Here is a 26,384-nt window from a genome sequence, read left to right as displayed (position 1 = left end):
TACTTGTTTAAAAATGGAAACGGGCATTTTCAACACGTTGACCACCTATCATATTCTTTAATTTTTTTGCCACATCAGGATATTGTTTTATCACATTGGAAGTTTCCGCCGGATCTGTATAAATATTATACAATTCTTCGTAGGTTTTAGACGGATCACTAACTTCCAGTCTTACCAACTTCCAGCCATCAGGTGTCATAATAGATTGCTTTCCTCCAAATTCAAAGAACTCATAATAAATACAATCATGCTCCTTCTGAGTACCTTTTCCCGTAAGAGTAGGCAAATAAGATATACCATCAATATTTTGAGGAATATCCGCCTGCACCAATTCACCTATAGTAGGCAAAAAATCCCAAAATGCAGAAATATGATTGGTAACTACTCCTTGTGGAATAACTCCCGGCCATTGAATGACGAACGGAGTACGGATACCTCCTTCATATAAATCTCTTTTCTGACCTCTGAACGGACCATTACTGTCAAAATAAGATGGATCGTGCCCTCCCTCCGAATGGACTCCATTATCGGAAGTAAAAACAATGATCGTATGATCATACAAACCTTTCTCTTTCAACTCTTTAATAATCAAGCCCACACTTTTATCCAAATAAGTAACCATCGCCGCATACGCCGCACGCGGATTTTGCTGCGATTTATAACCGTCTCTGCTTCCTCCAAAAGGAGTTTCACAAAATTCCCCCTCATATTCCGTCATCGCTTCCCCCATTATATCAAGATCCGCATGGGGTATGGTCGGTGAAAAATAAAGGAAGAAAGGTTTCTGCGCATTTTCATCAATAAAATTCAAAGCCTTTTCCAACATCAAGTCATGCGAATAATATTTCCCATCCAGCATAATCTTCTGCTCATTCTCATGCAAGAACTCAGGGTAATAACTATGAGCAAAACGTTGCCCCAGATAACCGTAGAAATAATCAAAACCATGTTTGCCGGGCACACCTTCCGTACCCGGTCCTCCCATTCCCCATTTGCCTACACATCCGGTAACATAATTCTTTGTTTTAAAAATATCGGCTACGGTAACTTCACCGGCAGGAAGCGGAGTTTCATATAACAATCCATCCGAACCTGCCACTTTTGCATTTCCTCTGATTGCGGCATGTCCCATGTGCTTTCCTGTAATCAGAGCACAACGGGACGGAGCACTGACCGTAGAACCGGAATAATGCTGCATAAACTTCATCCCGTTCTGAGCTATCCCATCAATATTCGGTGTCTTAATCTGACGCTGACCATAGCATCCCAAATCACCTATTCCCAAATCATCCGCCATAATATAAATAACATTGGGCGATTTCTCTGCCGTTGTAGTCTGGGCCATCGTAAGCCCTGAAGACAACAAAGCTGCGGAAAATAATATCTTACGTGTATTTTTCATATCCAACCTTACTTTATTTAAAGGATGAAATATCCACCATCATTAAATTCAATCTTTTTCCATTTGTAAAATGTCCGGATTGGAAAAGAACTTTCGTACCATCCGGACTAAAGCTGGGATGTGCATGATCCGGTTTCATCTTGGTATCCGACGCCAACCAATGACGCTCCCCGGTCTGTACATTAACCAACCATACATTTCCTCCAAAAGTATCTCCGGCAGCCCATTTATTATCACGGCTGGCATTACAATGCCAGAAACCTCTTCCTACCAATTGGCCGTCAATCGCTTGGCGGTCTTTTTCTAATTCCACCTGCCCTATCAACTCTACATCATCCGTACGCAAATTGATACGCACAATACCACTCGCCTGTTTGCGAAGGCGCGGCTGAAATCCTAAGATATTGAAATATACAAAATCTTTGGTTGCAAAAGTTTCATGAGTCACCCAATCTAGCGGAGTTTCTTTATATAAAGGTTTAAAGACTGTTCCATCTGCCGTGCAAAACCACATACGCTGATGGGCATCGCCACCGGTTTCGTTACAAAAAACAATTTCACCCGGAGTAAAACGGCTGGCTTGTATATGTCCTGTTTTAAATTCCGTATCAATAACCTTAGTTACTTCTCCTGTACTGAGATTCATTTTACGAATTCCGCAAAGAGTTGGCTTTATCTTTACCGGCTGGTTATTTTCAGGCAGGAAAGCGTTTTTCATCATACGTTCCTTTTCCTCTTCCGTACCCTCACGCTCAACAGTTATGTAGGCATAATCATCATTACAATCCACAGCATATCCTCCCGGACGTCCCATCTCAGTGGGGAAAGTGCCTATGAAAGTTTCATAAGCGGATGGTTTACCTACTTTTCCTTGTTTTACATCGGCAAAGAATTTATTCAAGTCCATTACATACATGTTCCAGTTTTCTTTTTCTTTCCGGCTGACAAACATACGATTCGTTTTATTAGCCAAAAAAGCACTGCCCAAGTTCGGTCCTTCCGTAGCTTGAATAATCTTACCGGTGGCCATTTCAATAAAGTAAATCTGTGTAGGAGTCCATTTACGTTTTTCTCCGTTAGGAAGCGTACTTTCCACCTCTTTGTCATTTCCACGGCTGGAAGACCTGAACAATAAGTATTTGCCATCAGCCGTCCACATGGGATCAGTCTGATAAAGAAAACGGTCATTCTTCATCGTGTCGGTCAACATAGTGATAGTATTGCCGGTCGCACTATCTACATAAGTCCGCATTTCCGATGCAGTGCAGTTTCCAAACTGAGCCAATGCGGCTTTACTAAAAGCTAAAAATAATGTAATAGCTAAAAATGTCTTTCTCATAGCATGTCATTTTTTATCTGATACGACAAATTTATGCATGAGAGAAATTATATCAAATAGAATTTTATCCATTTATATGGTTAATTGTTCACTTTTTAGTTAACTCATAAAAAAGTAAGGTAACACCGACAATGCCACCTTACTTTTTTAACGAGTTAATCAAATTTCCTAATTAACCTCATTTCCAAGAACATATTGATATTATCAATTTAATTAATATCCATAATTCTGATAAGCTTTTTTTGCAGCTTCATCCAACAACACACCATTTTCATCTGTCAGCAACTCTATAAAAGTTCTAGAGAATGGTTTCAATGTCATATAATTCTGGAAATTGCCTTTAGCATTTCCTGTTTGACCATTACCACCATTCACATTATCAGAAACATCCCATGAACCTACCGGATAAGTGTTATTAGCCGAATTTGCTCCCATTTGGTTATGCCACTGAATACGCTGAGCTTGAACACCTGCATGGTGAATCACTCCATAGTAGATAAATTCTTCATTGAACTCTCTCGCATATTCATTATATATAAATTCCAGAAAACGTTTTTCCGGAGTATCAGCAACAGGAGTATAATTTTCTAATTTTGATTTTTCGGAAGTTCCATCCCAATATGAAGCATCGACCTTTATTGCATCATAACTATTATTATCTACTTCATACGGCCATTGTTGTGACTCGTTACTTAAATTTTCATGTCCAGGATATAAACGTGCAAGTACTTCATTACGAGTTTCACCAGGTTTAAAGGCTGCACGTCTGCGTAATACATTAATATCTTCAATTGCTTTACCGTATTCTCCCTTACGTCCATAAGCCTCAGCACGCACCAAGTACATTTCAGCAGAACGCATAACCGGAATATCCCGACCTCCACTTTCACTATCCAAAGCACCACGATTAGGATCATCATACTTCATATTTGTAACCTTACCTGTTTTAGAAGTATTCTCCAATCCATAGAAAATTTTACTATCGGCAAACGAATAATCATCATTACCAACAATTTGTGGGCGATAATAATACTTATTGCCATCTTTCACCCATCTGGCAAATACAGGATATGGCTGAGCATTGATAACCTCCACATCAATAGCGGTTTCTTTTGTATTCTCAATCATAGCACGTGAGATATCTCCTGTTCCCATTTTATGTTCTCCCGCCACAGCTTTACGACCTCCCCAAGAAGGACGATTATAAGTAGGCAAAATATGTTCATTGAAATAAGCTGCTTGTTCCTCATTCCAAACATACGTTTTATTTCTTTCATCATTGTAAGCATAATAATCTCCATTTGCACTGGGAGTAGAAGCCCCCGAAGTGTTTATGCCTGTCACATATTCCAAACGGAAAGTTTTTTGATAACGAGAGTCATTTAGTTTATCTGTAAATACATCTATACCAAAATCATCATTACAAAAACCTTGATTTGACTTACCGCCATATTCCCACAAACGACTAGGAATACCATACTTGTCACCTGCATAATCACCGACAAAGAAAGTCAAAGCACGTACACCGTAACGATAGTTATCACCACTTTCTGAAAATACTGCGTTCAAAACATTCTCTGTTGTCTTTTCATTCGAGAAATCACCTAGGTCATGGCGGAACAATTCATGATAATCATCTACCAACGGATGAGCATTAATCACCATATTAGCATAATAAATACAAGAATCCAAATCCGCAGCCCCCTCACCTTTATAAAGCATACCCAAATATGACTTTTCATTGCTATTATCTATCGTTCCATCAGCTCTACGACCATATTCAGGAGTACCATACTCTTTACCTTGATAACGATTCAAATAAATCTTAGCCAATAAATGAGCCGCTGCATATTTTGTTGCACGTCCATATTCAGCTTCACTATATTGCTCTGGCAAATGCTCCACCGCATAACGCAAATCACCAATCAGTTCCTTGAACATGACAGATGCAGGAGTACGCGTATATTGATAATTTGAAGGCAAAGAAGTACTACTTTCCGTTGAAAAATAGACATCACCAAAAACTGTATTCAGCAAATAATACACGTAAGCACGATTAAATAACACCTCAGACAAACGTGCTGCTGCAAAAGAAGGGTCAGAAGCATATTTTCCTAAAGCATCCCCTGAACGAATAGCAGTAATAGCCTTATTACAATTATCGATAATCGGATAGCCATTGATCAAAAATCCAGCCTGCTGCTTTGACTGAAATCCCATAAACTGATTAGCCTGATTTCCTATGAGCCCCGAAGGAGACCACTCAGATATTGCAAACTTATTCAATGACGTCGCACCACTTTTCATAGCACAATCATGACCTGTTTCCAACATATGCAGACCTTCAGTGTACAACAAAGGAAAACGAACCGAATTATATGAACTCACAATCAATTGATCCAAACCTATTTCAGTATTCAAATAGTCCTGTGTTATGGAAGATACCATTTTTTCTTCCAAGAAACTATCAGAACAACTTGCCAATGCAAGTGCAAATGTACCAGCTAATATATATTTTTTCATTTTCTTCATATTATAAAATCAATACTATCAATTAGAAGCCCAATCTTACTCCCAAAACAAGACTGCGAGTAATACAAGTATTATTAGTTTGTCCACCAATATGATTACCTGCATCCCAACCAGTCAAATCATCCGGATTAATACCAGCTTTAACCAATTCTCCACCAAAAAGGAACGGATTCAATACCTGAGCATATACCTGTGCACTGCTTGCACCACACTTCTTCAACCAACTTTGAGGAACTGTATAAGACAAAGCTATATTCTTTATAAGAACCATATTTCCTTTTGTATAATTTCTTACATAGTCATATTTAGTTTCACGAGTTGCAGTAGTAGGCTGAGCAAACTTTGCATCTGTATTAGTTGGTGACCATGTATCTTTTTCAATTCGACGACCAATAGTCTGGGTCAGACCATAATAAGTATTACCAAATCGAAAATAAGTAAAGAAGCTCAAATTCCAGTTCTTATAGGTAAATGAATTATTGATACCGCCTGTCCATTTAGGAGATTTATTATAAATTTTCTTATCATTATCATCAAATTTACCAAATCCATTATCCATATAGGAAACAACTTCACCTGTTTTATTACCTGCAGCATCTTTTATTTCTACAGTCTTTGATCCTTCTGTACCTTGTGGAACTTCAACTAATGGTTGATCCACAATCTTATATTGTCCAGGAAGGAAAGTCAATCCCAAAGAACGATAAACATCCATCAAATGATTATCCTCCTGAGTATTTTGCCAAATGCGGTCATACTGGAAATCATAAAAACTATTCAAAGGCTCACCCACCATCCAAGGACCTGTTGAATCATACGTAGCACCACCGGCCAATTCTTTAATTTTTTCATTATTCAAAGAGAAAGTCCAATCCGTTTGCCATGTGAAGTCTTTTGTTTTAACATTTACAGTTGACAACGAAACTTCAAAACCTCTATTTTCTGTCTTACCTACATTATTCAAAATTTGTGCATAACCGGTAATTACCGGAATAGACTGATTCATCAGCAAATCAGAAGTCTTAGCAATATAATATTCAACACTACCACTAATACGATTCTCCAAGACTCCAAAATCAACACCAACATTTAAAGATGAAGTTTTTTCCCAACCTAAAGAATAGTTAGGCATAATATTAGTCTTTGTACCAATAGTATTCGACGAAACATTGCCCACTCCAAATGGGATGCTAGCATAGGTAGAAGTAACAGAACCTGCTGTTTGATAAGGATTAACAGCAGAATTACCTGTAACACCATATCCTACACGAAGTTTTAATTGGTTAATCCAATTAATTTGCTGTATCCATTTCTCTTGTTCCATACGCCATGCCAATGCAGCAGAAGGAAAGAAATCCCATTTGTTTCCAGCAGCCAACATAGAAGCGCCATCAAATCGTCCGGTAACAGTCAACAAATATTTATCCATCAATCCATAATTCACACGTGCCATATAAGAAGCTCTTGACCAAGTAGAAAAATTGGAGCCTGGAGCATATTTTGCATTATTCGATGCACCAATATTATACCACAAAGAAGAAGGAAATGTGATTTCATATCCACGCATGTTCAACCCTTCAGTACGATAACGTTCAGCTGATTGCAACAAAGTAATATTTACCGAATGAATATCTTTTATTGTTTTATTGATATACAGCAAGTTTTCCAATGTCCATGACAACTTCTGACTGTGCTCATTATTGGCTACATTAGGAGCCATTGCAGGATTTTTAAAAGGATTAGTATATCCCTCACCATAATAACTACCCACACGGGAGTTACGATATTGAGCGCCTAAATTCGTACGCCATTTTACACCTTTCAAAGGTTCCCAAAATTGTCCAAAATCCAATTCTGCATAAGAAGAGAAGTTCACGCCATAATAACGTGTTTCATTCCAAGCATCATCTATATTTCTCAAAGGATTATGATAAGCCTGATCATCGGCACTTGCAACCTCCAGTATAGAACCATCTTCATTATAAGCCGGTACCCATGGCATCATATCCATAGCCAAACCATAAGAGTCTTTTGCTCCTGTATTACTTGTATTACTTACAATACCATAATTTTTAATAGAATGAGTAGCATTCAATCCCATTCCCACTTTCAACCATTTAGTCGGAATAATTTCACCGTTTATATTGGCTGTATAACGTTTGAAATCTTGGTCTTTCATAGGTACTTTCTGATCCAAATATCCCAATGATACATACAATTTGGAAGTTTCCGTTCCTGCTGAAAGAGAAATCTGATGATTATGAGTAAATGCTGTACGTGTCACCAATTCGCCCCAATCAGTTGTTTCTAATTGTGAAGGATCATAAGAATAAGTTCCATCAGCATTTTGCTGATATACTTTTTCCAATCGTTTATCCATATATGACATATTGTTGGGATTCAGCCATAAAGCTTTATCACGCTCAGGATCAGGGTTGTCACCATATCTACCATTATAAGTACCACCCGTAATAGCTGACTGACGATTATAATCCAACAATTGACCAGAATTCATATAATCAGTTGTTGAATCCAAGAAACCAAAACTAAATGAGCCATCATAATTAATAGTAGTTCTACCCGTTTTACCTTTTTTGGTTGTCACCAAGATAACACCATTAGCACCACGAGAGCCATAAATAGCGGTAGCAGAAGCATCTTTCAAAATTTCCATAGATTCAATATCACTCGGATTAACATCAGCAATCGAACCTGCTGACATAGGTATTCCGTCAATAACATATAAAGGATTATTATCCGCAGTTAAAGAACGATTACCACGAATACGAATATCGCCCAACTCACCAGGACGATTATTAGACGTAATATCCACACCTGTCACACGTCCTTGCATAGCCTGCAAAGCATTTTGAACAGGACGATCCTCTATAACCTTACTCGTAACACGTGCCATAGCACCAGTCACATCACTTTTTTTCTGAACACCATAACCAACCACTACCACTTCATCCAGTGTTTCGGTATCCTCCTCCAAGATTATTTTAACGGTAGATTGTCCTTTCACTTGGATATCTACGGTCTTGTACCCCACAAAACTTACTTGGATCGTTCCATTATCAGGAACATTCTGAAGTGTGAACTTACCATCAAAGTCGGTAATTGTACCATTGGTAGTACCTTTCACCACCACACTGGCACCGATTACAGACTCACCTGTTTTGTCAAGGACAGTACCCGAAACGGTTTTGCTCTGTGCAAAGGCCCCTACAGCCAATACGGATAACAAAGCAACGAAGAAAAGCCGCTGGAACTTCTCCAAACGACGTAACAGACTTGAATTCTTTCTGTCTTTCATACTTTAATTATTAAGTTAAACAAAAGTTAACTTGATATATAAAGTTGAAAGTATCAAAAAAAGCCCATTTCATCGAATTTTATAATATAGATGATACAATAATAGAGAATATAAAGTGCTCTTATTGCTGTTGGAAAAAAAACTCTTTTAGTTAGTATTTATGAAATATTTTACTTTGCTCTCAAATTTATATGGAGTAGTTTATATCCTGACTTGAACTTAAAAAATATCTCCAAAAAGTAAGTGTACTTTATCAGCTGTCTAAGTGCATTTGCTTGATTTATGAACCACACTTACTTTTTAAGGTAATACAATAATAACATTTACATGATATGAAAGACATTTATGCATATATAATAACATTGACTATTTAAGCAATTGATCGAAGATTTCTCTAAAAACTTTATCGGCGTGCTCTTGCATTATTCGTATATAATTAAATATAGGACGATTGTTTTTCATACTATGACCAATACAATATTCTATTTTTTCTATTTCGATACCTATATCATAACCATGTTGTGCAAATGTTTTTCTTGCAGAATAATATGAAACCTTTCTATTTATGCCTGCCAGATCAGTCACCTTCCCTATATGTCTAAAGACCAAACTATATACTTTTTCATAAGATTCATATTTGCCAAAAACTAATTTCCCATTTTCAGAAATATATCGTTCAATAATTGTCTGTGCTTCTGGCTGGATAGTGAAAGCTATTTCATTTTCATTTTTTTTGCTATTACGGGTTTTATGTCTTATATATCTCATACAGTTCCCTTTAGTGAAATCATACTCCATTAGGTCTCTTAGATTAATACCACCTAAATAATAAGTTAACATAAATATATCTCGAGCCATGATATGCACAGACTTGAATAATTTCACATCACGTATTTTTTTTAATTCATCAACGGACAGATCTAGTTCTCTGATATTACTAACTGGCATTTTAAATAAAACAAAAGGATGAACTAAATAAGTTACATAATTCATTTTCCTGGCATAGTTCAATATTACTTTTATTAAAGTGAGGTAAATTCTGATAGAAGTTTCTTTTAATCCTTCAGCCTTCATTACATCAGCGAAACTTTGTATATGTGTCGGACTGAGTTGTACCAAAGGAAAATCACCTTTCATATGTTTAAGGAACTTTGCACAAGCTATATTATATAATTTATGTGATTTTTTACGATCGTCTGCTTCCATCATTGAAAGATATTCTTTCACTACCGTATTAAAGGTTATTCCTTTTTTTTGTTGTTCCCGAGTTATAACATGTATCAATTCAGTGCATGAAATATTCGACTGATAATGAATAGACGAAAGAATCTCTTCGTATTCATTAATCAACTTGCGCAAACAAGCATTTATATTAGCTGCATTTTCATGTTTTACTACTCGTCCATTTTTCATTTGATTTGCAGAATCCAAAATGAATTGGGTTGAAATATATCTCGTTTGTGAACGATGAGCCACTGCGATCCTGACTCTATGTCTACCGTTAGATAATTTTTTAGCAGGTACAATTACTATTGAAAGATTAGCCATATTCAAATTTTAGTTTATACGTTTTACAATACAATATTAAAGTAACAATCAGAAATAAAAGCACTCTTGTATAACAAAAATGCTCTTGAAACTATCCATTTTGAGATTGTTCACAGAAGTTTGTACTATTTTTCAGTTGAAAAGACGGAAAATTCCATGCTTTTGTACAATCCTACATTGGCTTTTTTAATATTCGCGCATATATTTGCAACACTTTTTCACAGGTAGGAGACCTATTTCTCCTGAGAGAATAGAAAACTAACTTTTGTTTAACTTAATAATTAAAGTATGAAAGACAGAAAGAATTCAAGTCTGTTGGGACATCGATTAAAATTTCGGTGGCTTTTTCTCTTTAGTCTGTTTGCAGGTCCTCTGCCCCTTTCCTTTGGAGGACAGTCGGCAGTAGCTGCAAACAATATTATTCAGCAACAAAAAATATCAGTGACCGGTAAGGTCGTAGATAATTTAGGAGAGCCTATTATTGGTGCCAATGTTGTTGTGCAAGGTCAGACAGTAGGTACTATAACCGACATTGATGGAGTTTTTAAGCTGGATGTTCCTAAAGGAGCTAAGTTATTGATTTCATTCATTGGATATAGTTCCAAAACTGTAGAAGTAAAACAATCTAACATTGAAATAGTTTTGGATGATGATTCTCAAATGTTAGGAGAAGTAGAGGTTGTAGCTTATGGCGTTCAGAAAAAGGTTTCTGTAACTGGAGCTATTTCCAGTGTAAAAGGTGAAGAATTGACAAAAACTCCAACAGGCTCCATTTCTAATATGTTATCAGGGCAAATGGCAGGTTTGACTACCGTACAGTATTCCGGTGAACCGGGGAGTGATGCAGCGAATATTTTTGTCCGTGGTCAAGCTACATGGAATCAATCTGCTCCTCTTATTCAAGTAGACGGTGTGGAACGTAGTATGAATGATATTGATCCTAATGAAATAGAAAGTATTTCTATATTAAAAGATGCTTCTGCTACGGCTGTTTTTGGTGTACGAGGTGCAAATGGCGTTGTTTTAATTACGACTAAAAGAGGTAAGGAAGGAAAGGCTAAGATTTCATTTACGACTTCCTCAAGTATTATTGCCCCGACCGAAAGTATTAAAATGGCTAATTCTTATCAATATGCTACTTTTTATAACCAAATAAATACTGGTGATGGTTTGAATCCTACGTTTTCGGATGAAATAATTCAGAAATTTAAAGATGGTTCAGATCCCGTTCGTTTTCCAAGTGTGGATTGGGTAGACTATTGCTTAAAAGATATGACCCTTCAAACACAGCATAATGTTAATATATCAGGTGGTACAGACCGTGTACGTTATTTTATTTCAGCAGGAGCTTATACACAAGGCGGTTTATTTAAAGAATTTGACTTGCCTTATAATCTGTCTTATCAATATAATCGTTTCAATTACCGTTCAAATCTAGATATTGACGTAACCAAAACGACAACATTATCAATGAATATTGCTGGTAATGTGAATAATGCTTCTAAACCTTATACTGGACAGGGTAGTGCCGGGATGTTAATAAACATGTATTATTCCACTCCGTTTTCTAGCCCGGGACTTGTCGATGGCAAACTGGTTAATGCAAGTACGGACTATCCGGATTTGAGAATGCCTTTTACTGGTGGTAGCGGCATGGGATACTATGGTGGAGGTTTTATGCGAACCAGTAATAACACCTTAAATGCTGATGTCCAATTAAAACAAAAACTGGATTTTATAACTAAAGGATTGTCATTCCATATTAAAGGATCATACAATAGTGGTTTTACATCTTATACACAGGCTAGTACTAGTGTTGCAACTTATACTCCTGTATTACAAGAAGATGGTACGATTGCTTATAAGAAATATGGACAAAATTCTCAGTTGAAATATGAAGATAAGGATCCGGCTAAATCACGTGATTGGTATATGGAGGCAGCCTTAAACTATGCCCGGGAATTCGGTAACCATCATGTTTCAGCATTATTGTTATACAATCAGTCTAAGATATATTATCCTAGTGCATATTCTGATATTCCTCGTGGTATGGTTGGTATAGTGGGACGTGCAACTTATGATTGGAAAAACCGCTATATGGCAGAATTCAATATTGGATATAATGGTTCCGAGAATTATGCACCCGGCAAACGCTTTGGTACTTTTCCGGCCGGTTCTTTTGGTTGGATTGTTAGTGAGGAAAAATTCTGGAAACCTATAAAATCAGTAGTAAGTTTCTTGAAATTTCGTTATACAATCGGTCTAGTTGGTAATGATAGTTTTGACGGAAACAAGCAACGTTTCCTCTATATGTCTGATCCTTATGTAGTTAATAATTCTTCTTTAATTAACCGTGATGGTCATGGTTTTTTGTTTGGTATCAATAATTCCACAGTAAGTCCTGCTGCTTATGAAAATGGAAAGAATAACCAAGATATTACATGGGAAAAAGCGTTGAAAACCAATTTGGGTGTAGATGCTAATTTCCTTAATGATCGTTTACGCACTTCATTTGATTATTATCATGAAAAACGTACAGACATTATGTTGAGTGACGGTACGGCTCCTTCTGTATTAGGATTTACTCCTCCATTGGCTAATCTTGGGGAAATGAGAAGCTGGGGTTGGGAAATCACTTTAAAATGGAATGATCAAATAGGTGACAATTTCAGGTATAACGTAGGATTGAATTTGATGTACAATCAAAATCGGGTGGTAGAGAGAAAAGAAGCTCCGCAAAATGAAGAGTATATGTATCAAAAAGGACGTCGTCTTGGTTCACGCAGTCAATATAAATTCTTTGAATATTATAATTCGGAAACAACCCCTGCTCATTACAAAGAAGTATATGGTACGGATATGCCAGAACAATTAGTCAGTGATTTAAAAAATGGTGATTGTGTATATGTCGATTTAAATAACGATGGTAAAATAGATTCTAACGATATGTCACGTCAATTTGGTTTCACAGATGATCCGGAATACATGGCCGGTCTTAATATGGGATTCAGTTGGAAGGGATTTGATGTTTCAATGCAATGGACTGCCGCATGGAATGTAAGCCGTAGTATATCAAGTGTATTCCGCCAACCTTTTACAGACCGTACAAACTCAGATCAAGGAGGTTTGTTGGAATATATGTTAAATCATACATGGACTCCAGAGAATCCGAATCCAAATGCGGAATATCCGCGTGCGACATTTATCAACGATACCAATAACTATGCGGAATCAACTTTGTGGGAGAAAGATGCTAAGTATCTTCGTTTGAAAAATCTGCAAATTGCTTATAATTTCAATCTTCCGTTTATGAAAAAACTGAAACTGAATACTATGCAGTTAGCGTTAAGTGGATATAATTTATTGACCTTTACTCCATATTTTTGGAGTGATCCGGAATCAAAGGCTAGTAATTCTCCCTCTTATCCGCTGACAAAAACATATTCATTGAGTTTGAAACTTGGTTTTTAATCTTAATAATGCAATCAAATGAAAAAATATAATAAATGGATTTTTAATGTTGCTTCAGGACTGGCTCTGACATCTGTCATCGCTACTTCATGTGTCGATGAGATTAAGTTTGGCAACTCTTTTTTGGAAAAGGCTCCGGGAGGTTCGGTTACAAAAGATACAGTATTTAATAATGCTGAATATACCCGACAATTTCTGACTAATCTTTATGGCATGCAATATTATGGGCTTCCATATAAGAATGTGGCTAATCAGGAAAGTTCCAATCAATATGTAGGCAAGCCTGAAGCTTTAACAGATTTGTATGTTTTCACTTATCCGTCATGTGGAATCTCAGGACCATATTATAAAGGTACTCACACTGCCAATTATGGTAAACGTTCTGATAAATTTGATTATTTAAGAAATAATGTCTGGGAAGCTGTACGTGGAGTATGGATGTTGATTGAGAATATTGATAATGTACCGGGGCTAGGGGAAGATGAAAAAGCTTCTATGGTGGCACAGGCGAAATGTATTCTTGCTTCCCGTTATTTTGATGTATTTCGTCATTATGGTGGCATTCCTTTAATTAAAGGTACATTCAGTGGAACGGATACAAGCTATGAAATGCCTCGTAACAGTGTGGAAGAAACAGTGAATTATATGGTACAATTGCTGGATGAAGCTGCTGCTGTACTTCCTTGGACTGTAGAAACACCTGCATCTGAATCCGGACGTTGGACTAGAGCGGCAGCTTTAGCTTATAAATGTCGTATTCTTCAATTTGCAGCCTCACCTTTATTTAATTCCGACCAGCCTTATTACCCGGGAGCGACAGGCAATCCTGCTATTTGGTATGGTGGTTATAAACCGGAACTATGGGATCGCTGTCTGGAAGCGTGTGAACAATTCTTTAATGAACTGGCTTCTAAAGGTGGATATAGTTTACAGCAGGCGAAAGGTACTCGTCCAGAAGATTATCGTTTGGCATATCGTGCAGGCTATGCTAATTTGGATAGCCCGGAAGTATTGATAAACACACGTGTAATTGATATTGATGCATTCAAATCAAGTCATTATAATTGGCACCAATGGGGAGATCCTCTTATGAGCATTCATCGTGGTTACAGTCCTACACAAGAATATATGGAAATGTTCCCTTGGAAAGATGGTACGCCGTTTGATTGGGATAAGGCCAAAAGTGAAGGAAAACTGGATGAAATGTTTTTGAAAGGAACGGGCACAACCAGTGACGGACTGATAAATATAGAATTGACCCGTGACCCGCGTATGTATGAAGAAATCATTGTAAACGGTCAGCAAGAATCTTTGGATTGGACCACAGGAAATATGTCAGGTTATTGTTTTGAATCGTGGTTGGGGGGAAAGAGTGCCGGCAATGGTCCTACCAGTCAAACAGGTTCATTTGCTACGGGATATGCACCTATCAAATTCTTAATGGGAAACGATATGCTGCGTAGATATGTACATTGGCCTTGTATCCGTATAGCTGAACTGCATTTAATTTATGCGGAAGCATTGTGTCAAAGTTCACGAGGCAGTATGGATAAAGCTATAGCTCAAGTAGATATTGTACGTGCACGTGTAGGAATGAAAGGATTGGCAGAATGTAATCCGGATAAAAATTTACAAAGTAACAAGGATGCTTTTATCGAAGAACTTCTTCGTGAACGTGCTTGTGAGTTAGGTATGGAAGATGCACGCTTCTTTGACTTGATTCGCTATAAACGAGCAGATATATTTGAAAAACAATTGCATGGACTTTTCATTTATCGTTTGGATGACAACGGAGTACGAAGAGATTTGCCTTGGCGTGGAAACGATGAAGGGAAGATGGCTTATCCGACCCATTTTGAATATGAAAAATTTGAATTGAATAACCCAACTCGTTATTGGTGGACAAATGGATTTGACCCTAAATGGTATCTTTCTCCATTCCCGTCAACAGAAGTTAATAAAGGATACGGGCTTGTTCAAAATCCCGGATGGTAATAACTAATGAATACTTCAATTACAATTTGAATTAATTATTATGAGAAAAAATAGATTAATTATTCCGGCACTCCTTGCTTTTTTGAGTATGCAAGGGTATGCACAGGAACTCAATGATAGCATAACTTCCGGTAAGCCGGCAAAATATTCCGATGAAGTTGTAGAAATCGGATATCATAAAGCTCAATGTCTGGAAGAATCTACCTCATCAATTTCTACCGTATATAATGAAGATTTCAATAAGCGTAGTGCTAAAAATATAGCTAATTCGCTTTTTGGATATGGTACAGGGTTGACTACTTTGCAAGGTAGCGGACGATATGCAGATGCCGAACCTACATTTTTTATTCGTGGTCTACAAAGTTTATCCACTAATAATCCGTTAATATTGGTAGACGGTATTGAACGTGATATTACAGATGTCACTCCTGAAGAGGTAGAAACTGTCACTATATTGAAAGATGCTGCTGCAGTAGCAATTTACGGGCATAAAGGTATAAATGGTGTAGTAAATATTACTACCAAACGTGGTATTTATAATACACGTGAAATCAAGTTTACTTATGATCATGGTTTCGGTTGGCAAGCACGCAAGCCCAAGTTTGTAGACAGTTATTCTTATGCAAATGCCATGAATGAAGCATTGGCAAATGACGGGTTAACAGCGCGTTATACACAAGATGAATTGAACGCATTTCGTAGTGGTCAATATCCATATCTGTATGCTAATGTGGATTGGCTTGGAGAAACTTATCGCGATATGGATGCTACCAATATATATAATATAAGTTTCCGAGGTGGGGCAAGCAAATTCCGTTATTATGCTATGGCTAACTTGACTACTAATAAAGGGTTTATTGCCAATCCTTATATGAATGATGGATATTCTACACAGGACCAATACTCCAGAGCCAATTTACGTACTAATTTGGATATTGATCTGACAGAAAAAACAAAATTGAAATTAAATGTATTAGGTATCCTGTCAGAAACTAGAACTCCGGGAGCGAATGGTCAGGGAGGTGCTAATTTATGGGATATGATTTATACTTTACCTTCCGCTGCTTTTCCCGCTCGTTTGGAAAATGGTACATGGGGAGGTAGTGCGACTTGGGCTGGGACCAAAAATCCTTTAGCTGTATCACAAGCAGCGGCTTACACAAAGTTCCACGAACGTACATTGTTCGCTGATATGACGCTGACCCAGGATTTATCATCTATAACTCCAGGACTAGGAGCAAGCGGTATGTTATCTTATGATAACTATGCCCAATATTGGGAAAATCATTCTAAAACTTTTGTTTATGGTAGTAATTCGGTAACTGCATGGGAAAATGGTGTACCTTCAAGTACGACTTATTATACTGATGGTAAAGAAAGTTCGATGAGTAGTGATGCTAAATGTATTGCATTTACACGGGTATTCAATTTTGCAGCAACTTTATTTTATGACAAACAGATAAATAAGGACAATAAAATTTATAGTCAATTAAAATGGGACTATGAATACCGTAATACCAAAGGGACCGATCAGACCTGGTATCGTCAGAATGCCTCTTTCTATACTCATTATGGATACAAAGATAAATATTTTGCTGATTTGAGTGTAGTTGCTTCAGCGTCTAATAAATTGGCACCAGGACACCAATGGTCTATATCTCCCACTGTTGGCTTAGCTTGGGTCATGTCAAAAGAAAATTTCATGAAAGATCTTTCTTGGATTAATTTTATGAAACTGAGGGCTTCGTTTGGTGTCATTAATACCGACCGTCTTCCGTTGGATGATGACAGTGAGGTTACTAACTATTGGGAACAAACATATGGTGGCGGTGGTTATTATCCATTTGATACAAATTATTCTGTAGGAACGCAAAGTTGGTCATTAGGTCGTTTGGCTTCTTTGAATTCTACTCATGAAAAAGCATATAAATATAATTTGGGTTTAGATGCCAGTATGTTCAATGGGTTGGACGTATCTTTTGATGCTTATTATGAAAGACGTTCAGATATTTGGGTGTCTTCAAGCGGTCATTATTCAAGTGTCTTAGGATTTACTGCTCCTTATGAGAATGGTGGTATTGTCGATAGTTGGGGAGTTGAAATTGGTGCTAATTATCGTAAAAAAATTGCTGACATTACTTTAAATATAGGAGCCAATTTTGCTTTAGCCAAAAATGAGATTATCGAGCAAATGGAAGAACCGCGTATGTATGATAATCTTATAACTACAGGTAAGCCTCTGAAGCAAACTTATGGTATGGAAGTTATCGGATATTTTAAGGATCAAGCTGACATTGAGAATAGTCCTAAACAGTCATTTGGTGATGTAAAACCTGGTGATATAAAATATAAAGATGTTAATGGTGACAATATTATTGATGCGAATGATAAAGTTGCTATAGGACATAGTACTACTGCTCCTGAAATTTACTATTCATTCAATTTGGGAGCAGAATGGAAAGGGTTAGGCTTTGATGCTATGTTCCAAGGGACAGGAAGATATTCTGCTGTATTAAATACGAAGAGTTTATACTGGCCGTTAATAAATAATACAACGATTTCACAGGAATATTATGATAACCGGTGGACTCCAGAAAATCAAGATGCTAAATATCCTCGTTTGAGTTCTCAAAGTAATGAGAACAATTATCAAACTAATACTTTGTGGTTGGCAGACCGCTCATTTTTGAAACTTCGTTCAATAGAGTTGTATTACAAGTTTCCACAAATATGGGTAAAGAAAAGCAAGATATTGAGCAATGCAAAGATTTATGTGAGAGGTGTTGATCTTTTGTGCTTTGATAAGATTAATATTGCCGATCCCGAAGTTTATGGAGCGACTTATCCTTTAACTCGTAGTGTAGTGGCTGGATTAACTATCGGCTTTTAATTGTTGAACTTAAATTAAAAACATGATTATGAAAATCAAAAAAATAGTGAGCGGAATAGCATGTATGGTAACTTTGGCTGCATGTAATCTGGATTATCACGAATATGCCAATTACGGAAAAGACTATATAGATGAAAGTTATGAAAATGTAATTGGTATGATTACCAATGTTTATTCCATATTAGACTATGACTTTGGCCAAACATATAAAGGTGGAATGCTGGCATCTGCTTGTGATGAAGCTGAATATGCTTATACAAACAATGATATATGTGATTTTGTAAACGGATCTTGGAGCCCGGCTAATCCAATGTCTAACATCTGGTCTAGTAGCTATAAAGCAATTCAGATATGTAATCAGTATCTGGCTGAATTTCAAGGATTGACATTTGATGAGCTAAAATTGAATGATGACTATCGTGTACAAATGTTCCGTTATACCAACAGTTTCAAGGAAGCTCGTTTTTTGCGTGCATATTTTTATTTTAATTTAGTACGTGCTTATGGAGATGTTCCATATTTTACAGAAATGGTAACTACAGATCAAGTAAACAGTCTGACACGCACCCCTGCACAGGAAATTTTTAACGCCATTATAGCAGAATGTGACAAATTATCTACAGAATTACCTGCAGACTATACAAAACTTGGATTGGACGGAATTGCCCCAGCAGAGAACGGTCGTGTTACTTGTTATGCAGCTTTGGCATTAAAAGCACGTGCTGCTTTATATGCTGCCAGTCCATTATTTAATCCGGAAAATAACAAAGATTTGTGGCGTAGAGCGGCTGAAGCTAATAAAGAGGTAATTGAAACTTGTACAGCTAATGGTTTTAAATTAAGTAAATATTCAGAATTGTGGGGACCTAACAACTGGTCAAATAATGAAATGATTTTTGTTCGTCGATATAATGGTAACATCAGCACATTGGAAGAATATAATTTTCCGATGGGAGTGCCAGGTGGAAACTCCGGTAATTGCCCAACACAAAATATGGTTGACGCCTATGAAATGAAAGCTACTGGAAAAATGTGGAATGAAACAGGAAGTGGTTATGACGCTTCTAATCCATATGCCGGACGTGATCCACGTTTCGATATGACTATTGTAAAGAATGGAGATACAAAATGGCCGTCAAAGAATGCCAATCCTATTGAAACTTTTTATGGAGGTTTAAATGCTGAACCTCTTTCAGGTGCAACCCCTACCGGATATTATTTGAAAAAATATTTGGATTCAGCCATTGATCTGAGTGCTAATAGTACAACAAAAACCAGCCGCCATTCATGGATCACTTATCGTTTAGGAGAATTTTACTTAAACTATGCAGAAGCCATATTCCAATATACGGGTTCTGCTGATAATGCTGGTGAATTCGGAATGACAGCTTGTGAAGCGGTAAATATCATACGTAATCGTACTGATGTTAAAATGCCGGAATTTCCAACAGGTTTGTCGGCAGATGCCTTTTGGAATAAATATCAGAATGAGCGCATGGTAGAATTGGCTTTTGAGGGACATCGTTTTTATGATCTGAGAAGATGGAAAGATGGTGATAAATTAAAGAGCATCATAGAAATGAAACTTACAAAAAATGAGAATGGTACTATCACTTATAAACGAAATGTTGTCAATCGTGTTTGGGATGATAAAATGTATCTTTTCCCAATTCCACAATCGGAACGTATGAAAAACCCTAATTTGTCTCAAAACGCAGGATGGTAATAGAATAAACGTACAATAAGAGGATGCATCAATATGTATAAAGCATCCTCTTTTACCTTTAAATTATAATTTATAGAAATGTCATGAAACAATCTAGATTTTATATCCTCTTTTTCTTTGTAGTTTGTATCGGGCTATTTTGCTCTTGTCTCAGTAATGACGATGATGCGCAATGGTCTAAATTTAATGGTGTATATGTTACGGTTGGTGGAGACAATATTCGTGGCTACAAGTTATACACGGATTTTGGTGCAATTTTAGTTCCAACAGAAGAAAGTCTTAATCGTATACCTTGGTTAAAAGAAGTGCAACGTGCCATAGTTAGTTTTAACTTATTGGATGAAAATGAAAATACAACTCAATTGGAGGACGGAAAAACTTATGATGTTATATTAAACAGTACGAATGGAATGAACCAACAGATTCCTACTTTTACAGTTCATGTTGACACTTTAAGTGAAGAGTATCAAATATTCGGTCAAGACTCTATCCAACTAAAAAATAAGAGTATTTATTCATTAGATAAAACGGCCGGAGCATTCTATATAAAAAATGGTTATATGAATATTGTTCCAACTTTTGAGTATGATTTATATAAGCCGGTTTTCTTTTTATTATACTATGATGGCGAAAAGGATATAGATACTTCTAATAATAAGTTAAATTTAAATTTGTATTTTAATAATAGTATACAAAGTAGTAATAACTCAATTTCTTCGTTTATAAGTCTTGAAATGCCTGGAGAAATTTATTATAAATTTCAAGATAAAGGTATGAATGATGACGATCTTATCGATGTATATTTGAATTCAGAAACCGTTTCCGGACAAGAACAAATACATTGTAAAATGGCTTTGAAAGATTTTATGCTTCCCTAAAACATTGGATTCTTCATTGAATTTGCGGAAGTTTTACCGATGAAAACGGTAGGGGATTAGTTAGTCAAGAAAAATATTATACAAAACTTGAGAAATGAAATACTGATATATGGATTTTTCAATTGAAAGCTATTTGAGAAATCCATATATCAGTATTTTTTAAGTCAGTAAGCATTCGATAAACAACAGGTCTTAAACCTTTATATATAACAATAGAAACTGTCACTATGAACCTATATGTTGAAATCAGCACTAATTGTCAGCTTCCCTATTTTGTTTTGTCAATACACATTCCAGGTATTGCAATTTCCAATTGTACGGAAGTATATTCAACAATTCTTCATAAGTTACCTGTTTTGTGATAGGACATTCGGATGACAACATCATTCAGATACTTCCTTGGCGTTACATCGTATACTGTACCTTACAGATAGCCAGCAGAGAACATACAACCGATATATTAACTGTTGCTTCATGGTTTCCATTAAAGAGATAATTTTTTCTATTCCATAGTTATCGATCTGATAACATTTTCTACCAAAATATTATTTCCAAGCAGATGTCCGTCTTCCAAACATTTCATTATATTGTCCCATCGGTATAGGGTAAGCATCCAAAGCCTGTTCAAAATGATGGTAGATATGCACCAAGCAATTGAGCAACTACACATCGGGGGTAGTCTTGAAGGCTACCTCATAGTCTGCAAAACCTTCGCATTGAAACTATCCCTTAAAGTGATATTGGTCTGTCAGGGATTCGATAACCGTTCCGCTCTGCGATCCCTTGTCGTAATGGAAGATTACCAGTTTCTCCATGACTGACCTTACTATCGACAAGTATTCCTTATCGGTCCCCAATGCTTTTCCCTATTAATGACTGGAACAGTGCTTTCGTCTGCCTGTTATAGTCACAAGAAAAGACTTCCTGTTTGAGTTCTTCATACAGAAGTTTGAGCAGTTCTACCGTTTTCTTGAAATATCCATCCAGCGTACTTTCCGTAAGGCCTTTCATCTCAAAATGTCCGTTAGAAAGTGATTATAATAACCTTTACGCCAAATGGACCGGTATAGACTGCAAAGCCGAGGAGTCTAATGAAATATTAATGTCATGCCAACACACTTCTTCGGCAACCGGACGTTTCGGAAACCGTACTTATAGTTACTTCAACCCACAATTCTCCAACTTCTCCGGTGGTTGGACACAACGTGGCCAATATATTGGTGGTATGGACTTCCAACGTTGCCGTCCTACAGAATACGCTTATGCTATCTTTGACAATGTGAATGACTCACGTATGTGGAAAACATTCAAAACTGTCTACGGATTGAATAATATTGCATCGAAAGCAGATGATGTAGTGGCTACAAACGGTATTACAGCCGATCAGGTTCCAACACTAGGCGACCAAGGCATCATCTTTATTCTTAATAAAAAAAGTGACAACCGTTTTAAAGACGCTACAAACTCCGATTATGGAACAGTAGGTCGTGGTGGTATAGCCCACTCCTTTGTAAACCCCGAAACAAATAAATGGGTGCCGAATGTGTTCCCTGTATATGCCGGTGGTCAATATGTATTGAACACCTATGGTGTTAGCGGAAATCCAGCACAGTCCAATGTCTTCTGTGGTATCAATAAAACTGATGACGGCTCGCGTACAGCAGAAAAAGGGGACGCACATCGTGATGTCATTATGGCCCGTACAGGCGAAACTTATCTGATAAAAGCGGAAGCGCAAGTACGTTCCGGTAACTTCCAGGATGCTATCTCTACCATCAACCAGTTCCGTGCACGTGCCGAATGGAAAAATGGTGAAGATCGCGAATACTACACCGATGGTTCTATGGCTTTCTTGAAAAGCGCAGGTGGTGACGAAGATAATTCAACCGCACTAAGCACTTTAGGTAAATGCAAAGATGCCAATGGTACCAAAATCAATAACACAGAGGCATTCAAGGCTTCTTTCCTTCAAAAGAACACTTACTATCTTTCAACTATTTCTTTTCATATAAAGAATCTATCTGTCAGCCCCCCCAAAAAATCAATAACTAGATTATTATCCGTATATGGAAAAAGAACAGAAAGAAGATGAACAATATTCCATGTAAATGAATAAAATTCCATAGGTAAGACACCTTCTTCGTCTATATTTGCATAAATCAAAAATCAAAGATACTATGGAACTATTACCAACAATCAGAAAAAGCATAATTGCATTCGTTCTGCTACCCGCACTTCTATATGCAGGTATCCCTCCCACCCTACAAAGCGATGCCTCACAAAGAATGACCAAAGATATCATGAACCGTGCTTACATCACCCCCAAACGTATTGTTACCAAATACGCAGGATGTAAGAATAATCTAATAAAAGACGAACACTATTTATTAGAGCGTGGAAACGGCCAATCGGAAATGAACAGAAAAAGATGTTGCATAATGACCTCTACTGAAACAGAAAAGGCATCCTTATTACTGGATTTCGGCAGTGAACTGCATGGAGGATTAAAACTCGTCATGGGCAGTTCCAGCCGTAGGGAGCCTTCTTTGGTAAGGATACGTTTCGGAGAATCTGTTGGAGAAGCTAACAGTAGCACTTCAAATTCCGAATGGAAAGTGGGATTTTCAACAGACGATCATGCCAAACGTGATATCATCATGGAAATTCCCCGTGACGGCATGATTGAAATAGGCAATACCGGTTTCCGCTTTGTCCGCCTCGACTTGCTGCAAAACAACGCCACTATCTCTTTAAAAGAAATTTCAGCTATCCTGCGCTACCGTGATATTCCCTATCTGGGATCTTTCGAATGCAACGACCAACGTTTAAACAAAATATGGATTACCGGAGCCTATACTGTCCACTTGAACATGCAGGAGTTTTTATGGGATGGCATCAAACGTGACCGAATAGTCTGGCTGGGCGATATGCATCCTGAATTAATGACCATCAGCCGTGTTTTCGGATACAATGAGGTGATCCCCAACAGTTTGGACTTGGCTTGCAAACAATTTCCTTTACCCAATTGGATGAATGGCATGAGTGCATACAGCCTATGGTATCTGATCAACCAATATGAATGGTATCACCAGACCGGCGATATTGATTTTTTAAAGAAACATTCCGATTATATCAGCGGGTTAATCCATCTGATAAACGGGAAAGTGGATGATGCGGGAAATGAAACGTTAGCGCCTGCCCGCTTTTTGGACTGGCCATCCAGCGGAAATAAAGCCGGAGTTGAGGCAGGATATCGCGCACTGATCGTATGGGCTATGCAAGATGCGCATCAATTGTCTTTAAAACTTGGCAACACCTCTGATGCTCAATTATGTCTGGATATTATCAACCGGATGAAAAAAAAGATATTACCTCACAACAATCTGAAACAGGCAGCTTCATTAATGGCCATCACCGGATTGATGGATCCCCAACAGGCTTGCGATGAAGTTATCTCTGTAGGCGGTGGAAAAGGCTTTTCCACTTTTTACGGGTATTATATGCTGGAAGCATTAGCCAAAGCAGGTGAGTATGAGAAAGCAATAGATATCATTAATACTTTCTGGGGAGCCATGCTGGATTTGGGAGCAACCACGTTTTGGGAAGATTTCAATCTGGACTGGATTCCTAATGCCGCTCCTATAGACGAACCTGTTCCAGCCGGGAAAAAAGACATACATGGCGATTTCGGCGCCTATTGCTATCCCGGATTCCGTCACAGCCTTTGCCATGGGTGGTCTTCAGGACCTACTACATGGCTGTCAGATCATGTATTAGGTATAAAAATCGTGGACGTGGAACGCAAGCAGATCAGTATTGAGCCACACTTGGGTAAATTAGAATGGGCCAAAGGTACTTATCCCACCCCTTGGGGCGTGATAGAAGTCAGCCACGAGAAGAAAGCCGATGGTAAAATCGCAACCAAAGTAAAACTTCCGAAAGGTGTAAGACAAATTTAATTATAAAAAATCGTTATCAAACTTCTATAAAAACTGGATCTTATGAAAAACATAATGATATGGATTATGCTCCTCTTGAGTATAACTTATACTGACGCCCAAAATGGAAAATCTCCTAGAAAAGACTATGCCAAATTAGCTAATTATGATGAAAGTAAGGTTCCGCAATATACCTTACCTTCCGTATTAATGTGCCACGACGGAGAAATGGTTCAGACCAAGGAACAATGGGAGCAAAAACGCCGCCCCGAAATTTTAAACCTGTTCACGACTTATATGTTTGGCAAAGCACCTGTATTAAAACACAAACTGCCTTGTACAGTCAGTCGGATCAATGAAAAAGCTCTGAACGGACGTGCCACCCGGAAAGAAATAACCATCCAATTAACAGACGATCCACAGGGGCCCCACATCGACTTGCAACTGTATCTTCCTAATCATGTATCAGGAAAAATTCCGGTTTTTCTAGGCATCAGCTTCATGCCCAATTACACGATATATGATGATCCCGATTTATCTGTCCCCGAAATAACAGATGAAAAAATGAAGAAAAGATCTTTCAGGGGATCAATGGACAAATCCTGGCAGCTTGATAAAATTTTGGAACACGGATATGGTCTGGCCACTTTCTGTTATAATGATGTGGATCCCGATTTTGACGATGACTTCCAAAATGGTGTGCATCCTTATTATTACGAGAAAGGGCAGAATTTCCCAGATCCGGATCAATGGGGTTCCATTGCAGCTTGGGCATGGGGCATGAGCCGTGCCATGGATTATCTGGAAACAGACAAAAAAGTGGATGCTAAAAAAGTTGCCGTGATAGGTCATTCTCGTCTTGGCAAAACCGCTGTCTGGGCCGGAGCCTCCGATCCGCGTTTTGCTTTAGTCATATCCGGGAATTCGGGATGTTGTGGAGTTGCCATCTCACGTCGTTGTTTCGGTGAGACTGTAGAAGCTATGAATGTACGTTTTCCTCATTGGTTCTGTGGTAATTACAAACAATTTAATGACAGGGAAAAATACTTACCTTTCGACCAGCACGAACTTGTTGCCCTAATTGCTCCAAGACCTATATATATAGCCAGTGCAGAAGAAGACAACTGGTCCGACCAAAAAGGTGAATTTCTAGGAGGTAAAGGAGCTGAACCTGTATATGCCCTCTATGGTTTGGGCGGAATAGGTTGTGAAGAAATGCCTCCCGTAGATACACCTTACATGAATGGCCCTATCGCATACCACAATCGCAAAGGACCTCACGCTGTTCTTCCATACGATTGGGAACAATTCCTTCGCTTTGCTGACAAATATTTTAAAAACAAATAATT

Annotated in this window: 13 protein-coding genes and 1 pseudogene; 8 read left to right on the top strand and 6 right to left on the bottom strand. The window is 37.6% G+C overall.

Annotated elements, in window-relative coordinates:
- Window positions 1-7: 7 nt before the first annotated feature.
- From RE317_RS13200 to RE317_RS13180, 5 genes are all read right to left on the bottom strand, one after another.
- The gene (locus tag RE317_RS13200) at window positions 8-1,402 is read right to left on the bottom strand and encodes an arylsulfatase (RefSeq protein WP_117873302.1); all 1,395 of its coding nucleotides are present in this window, start codon (window positions 1,400-1,402) and stop codon (window positions 8-10) included.
- Window positions 1,403-1,415: 13 nt separating this feature from the next.
- Window positions 1,416-2,741, bottom strand: coding sequence for an oligogalacturonate lyase family protein (locus tag RE317_RS13195; protein ID WP_008670326.1), 1,326 nt, complete (start codon window positions 2,739-2,741; stop codon window positions 1,416-1,418).
- Between the two features lie 213 nt (window positions 2,742-2,954).
- A complete protein-coding gene (locus RE317_RS13190; RefSeq protein ID WP_005853533.1) occupies window positions 2,955-5,264 on the bottom strand; it encodes a RagB/SusD family nutrient uptake outer membrane protein in 2,310 nt (769 codons plus the stop codon).
- Between the two features lie 31 nt (window positions 5,265-5,295).
- On the bottom strand, window positions 5,296-8,589 hold the full coding sequence (locus tag RE317_RS13185) for a TonB-dependent receptor (protein ID WP_005853535.1): 3,294 nt from the start codon (window positions 8,587-8,589) through the stop codon (window positions 5,296-5,298).
- Between the two features lie 366 nt (window positions 8,590-8,955).
- Window positions 8,956-10,137, bottom strand: a complete 1,182-nt coding sequence (locus RE317_RS13180; RefSeq protein ID WP_005841224.1) for a phage integrase SAM-like domain-containing protein — start codon at window positions 10,135-10,137, stop codon at window positions 8,956-8,958.
- A gap of 288 nt (window positions 10,138-10,425) precedes the next feature.
- Between RE317_RS13180 and RE317_RS13175 the strand changes: the two genes are divergently transcribed.
- The 5 genes from RE317_RS13175 to RE317_RS13155 all read left to right on the top strand — a co-directional run bounded on the left by RE317_RS13175 (window position 10,426) and on the right by RE317_RS13155 (window position 21,097).
- On the top strand, window positions 10,426-13,608 hold the full coding sequence (locus RE317_RS13175; RefSeq protein ID WP_008670338.1) for a TonB-dependent receptor: 3,183 nt from the start codon (window positions 10,426-10,428) through the stop codon (window positions 13,606-13,608).
- An 18-nt stretch (window positions 13,609-13,626) separates the two neighbouring features.
- Window positions 13,627-15,603, top strand: a complete 1,977-nt coding sequence (locus RE317_RS13170; RefSeq protein ID WP_005853750.1) for a RagB/SusD family nutrient uptake outer membrane protein — start codon at window positions 13,627-13,629, stop codon at window positions 15,601-15,603.
- Between the two features lie 40 nt (window positions 15,604-15,643).
- The gene (locus RE317_RS13165) at window positions 15,644-18,493 is read left to right on the top strand and encodes a SusC/RagA family TonB-linked outer membrane protein (protein WP_008670340.1); all 2,850 of its coding nucleotides are present in this window, start codon (window positions 15,644-15,646) and stop codon (window positions 18,491-18,493) included.
- Between the two features lie 28 nt (window positions 18,494-18,521).
- Window positions 18,522-20,219 carry a RagB/SusD family nutrient uptake outer membrane protein gene (locus RE317_RS13160; protein ID WP_117873317.1) on the top strand — a complete coding sequence of 566 codons (1,698 nt, stop codon included), beginning with the start codon at window positions 18,522-18,524 and terminating at the stop codon, window positions 20,217-20,219.
- A gap of 83 nt (window positions 20,220-20,302) precedes the next feature.
- The gene (locus RE317_RS13155) at window positions 20,303-21,097 is read left to right on the top strand and encodes a hypothetical protein (RefSeq protein ID WP_005842398.1); all 795 of its coding nucleotides are present in this window, start codon (window positions 20,303-20,305) and stop codon (window positions 21,095-21,097) included.
- Window positions 21,098-21,940: 843 nt separating this feature from the next.
- Here RE317_RS13155 and RE317_RS13150 read toward each other — a convergent pair.
- Window positions 21,941-22,108, bottom strand: coding sequence for a hypothetical protein (locus RE317_RS13150; protein ID WP_005853741.1), 168 nt, complete (start codon window positions 22,106-22,108; stop codon window positions 21,941-21,943).
- Between RE317_RS13150 and RE317_RS13145 the strand changes: the two are divergent.
- From RE317_RS13145 to RE317_RS13135, 3 genes and pseudogenes are all read left to right on the top strand, one after another.
- Window positions 22,107-23,093 (top strand): annotated as a pseudogene (locus tag RE317_RS13145) (RagB/SusD family nutrient uptake outer membrane protein); the annotation flags it as partial. The gene RE317_RS13150 and the pseudogene RE317_RS13145 overlap by 2 nt on opposite strands.
- Before the next feature lie 181 nt (window positions 23,094-23,274).
- Window positions 23,275-25,056, top strand: a complete 1,782-nt coding sequence (locus tag RE317_RS13140; protein WP_005853737.1) for an alpha-L-rhamnosidase C-terminal domain-containing protein — start codon at window positions 23,275-23,277, stop codon at window positions 25,054-25,056.
- A gap of 42 nt (window positions 25,057-25,098) precedes the next feature.
- Window positions 25,099-26,382: a S9 family peptidase gene (locus RE317_RS13135; protein ID WP_005841402.1), complete on the top strand. Its 1,284-nt coding sequence runs from the start codon at window positions 25,099-25,101 to the stop codon at window positions 26,380-26,382.
- The last annotated feature ends 2 nt before the right edge of the window (window positions 26,383-26,384 follow it).

Origin of the sequence: Phocaeicola sp. GP0067 (assembly GCF_031119655.1) — a bacterium.
Classification (GTDB): domain Bacteria; phylum Bacteroidota; class Bacteroidia; order Bacteroidales; family Bacteroidaceae; genus Phocaeicola; species Phocaeicola vulgatus.
The sequence above is the reverse complement of the archived record's forward strand: the minus strand, read 5'-3'. Positions and strand labels throughout refer to the sequence as shown.

Bases quoted from the DNA above. Each gene is read 5' to 3' on its own strand.
- RE317_RS13200 (WP_117873302.1), bottom strand. From the start codon at position 1,402: ATGAAAAATACACGTAAGATATTATTTTCCGCAGCTTTGTTGTCTTCA.
- RE317_RS13195 (WP_008670326.1), bottom strand. From the start codon at position 2,741: ATGAGAAAGACATTTTTAGCTATTACATTATTTTTAGCTTTTAGTAAA.
- RE317_RS13190 (WP_005853533.1), bottom strand. From the start codon at position 5,264: ATGAAAAAATATATATTAGCTGGTACATTTGCACTTGCATTGGCAAGT.
- RE317_RS13185 (WP_005853535.1), bottom strand. From the start codon at position 8,589: ATGAAAGACAGAAAGAATTCAAGTCTGTTACGTCGTTTGGAGAAGTTC.
- RE317_RS13180 (WP_005841224.1), bottom strand. From the start codon at position 10,137: ATGGCTAATCTTTCAATAGTAATTGTACCTGCTAAAAAATTATCTAAC.
- RE317_RS13175 (WP_008670338.1), top strand. From the start codon at position 10,426: ATGAAAGACAGAAAGAATTCAAGTCTGTTGGGACATCGATTAAAATTT.
- RE317_RS13170 (WP_005853750.1), top strand. From the start codon at position 13,627: ATGAAAAAATATAATAAATGGATTTTTAATGTTGCTTCAGGACTGGCT.
- RE317_RS13165 (WP_008670340.1), top strand. From the start codon at position 15,644: ATGAGAAAAAATAGATTAATTATTCCGGCACTCCTTGCTTTTTTGAGT.
- RE317_RS13160 (WP_117873317.1), top strand. From the start codon at position 18,522: ATGAAAATCAAAAAAATAGTGAGCGGAATAGCATGTATGGTAACTTTG.
- RE317_RS13155 (WP_005842398.1), top strand. From the start codon at position 20,303: ATGAAACAATCTAGATTTTATATCCTCTTTTTCTTTGTAGTTTGTATC.
- RE317_RS13150 (WP_005853741.1), bottom strand. From the start codon at position 22,108: ATGAAAGGCCTTACGGAAAGTACGCTGGATGGATATTTCAAGAAAACG.
- RE317_RS13140 (WP_005853737.1), top strand. From the start codon at position 23,275: ATGGAACTATTACCAACAATCAGAAAAAGCATAATTGCATTCGTTCTG.
- RE317_RS13135 (WP_005841402.1), top strand. From the start codon at position 25,099: ATGAAAAACATAATGATATGGATTATGCTCCTCTTGAGTATAACTTAT.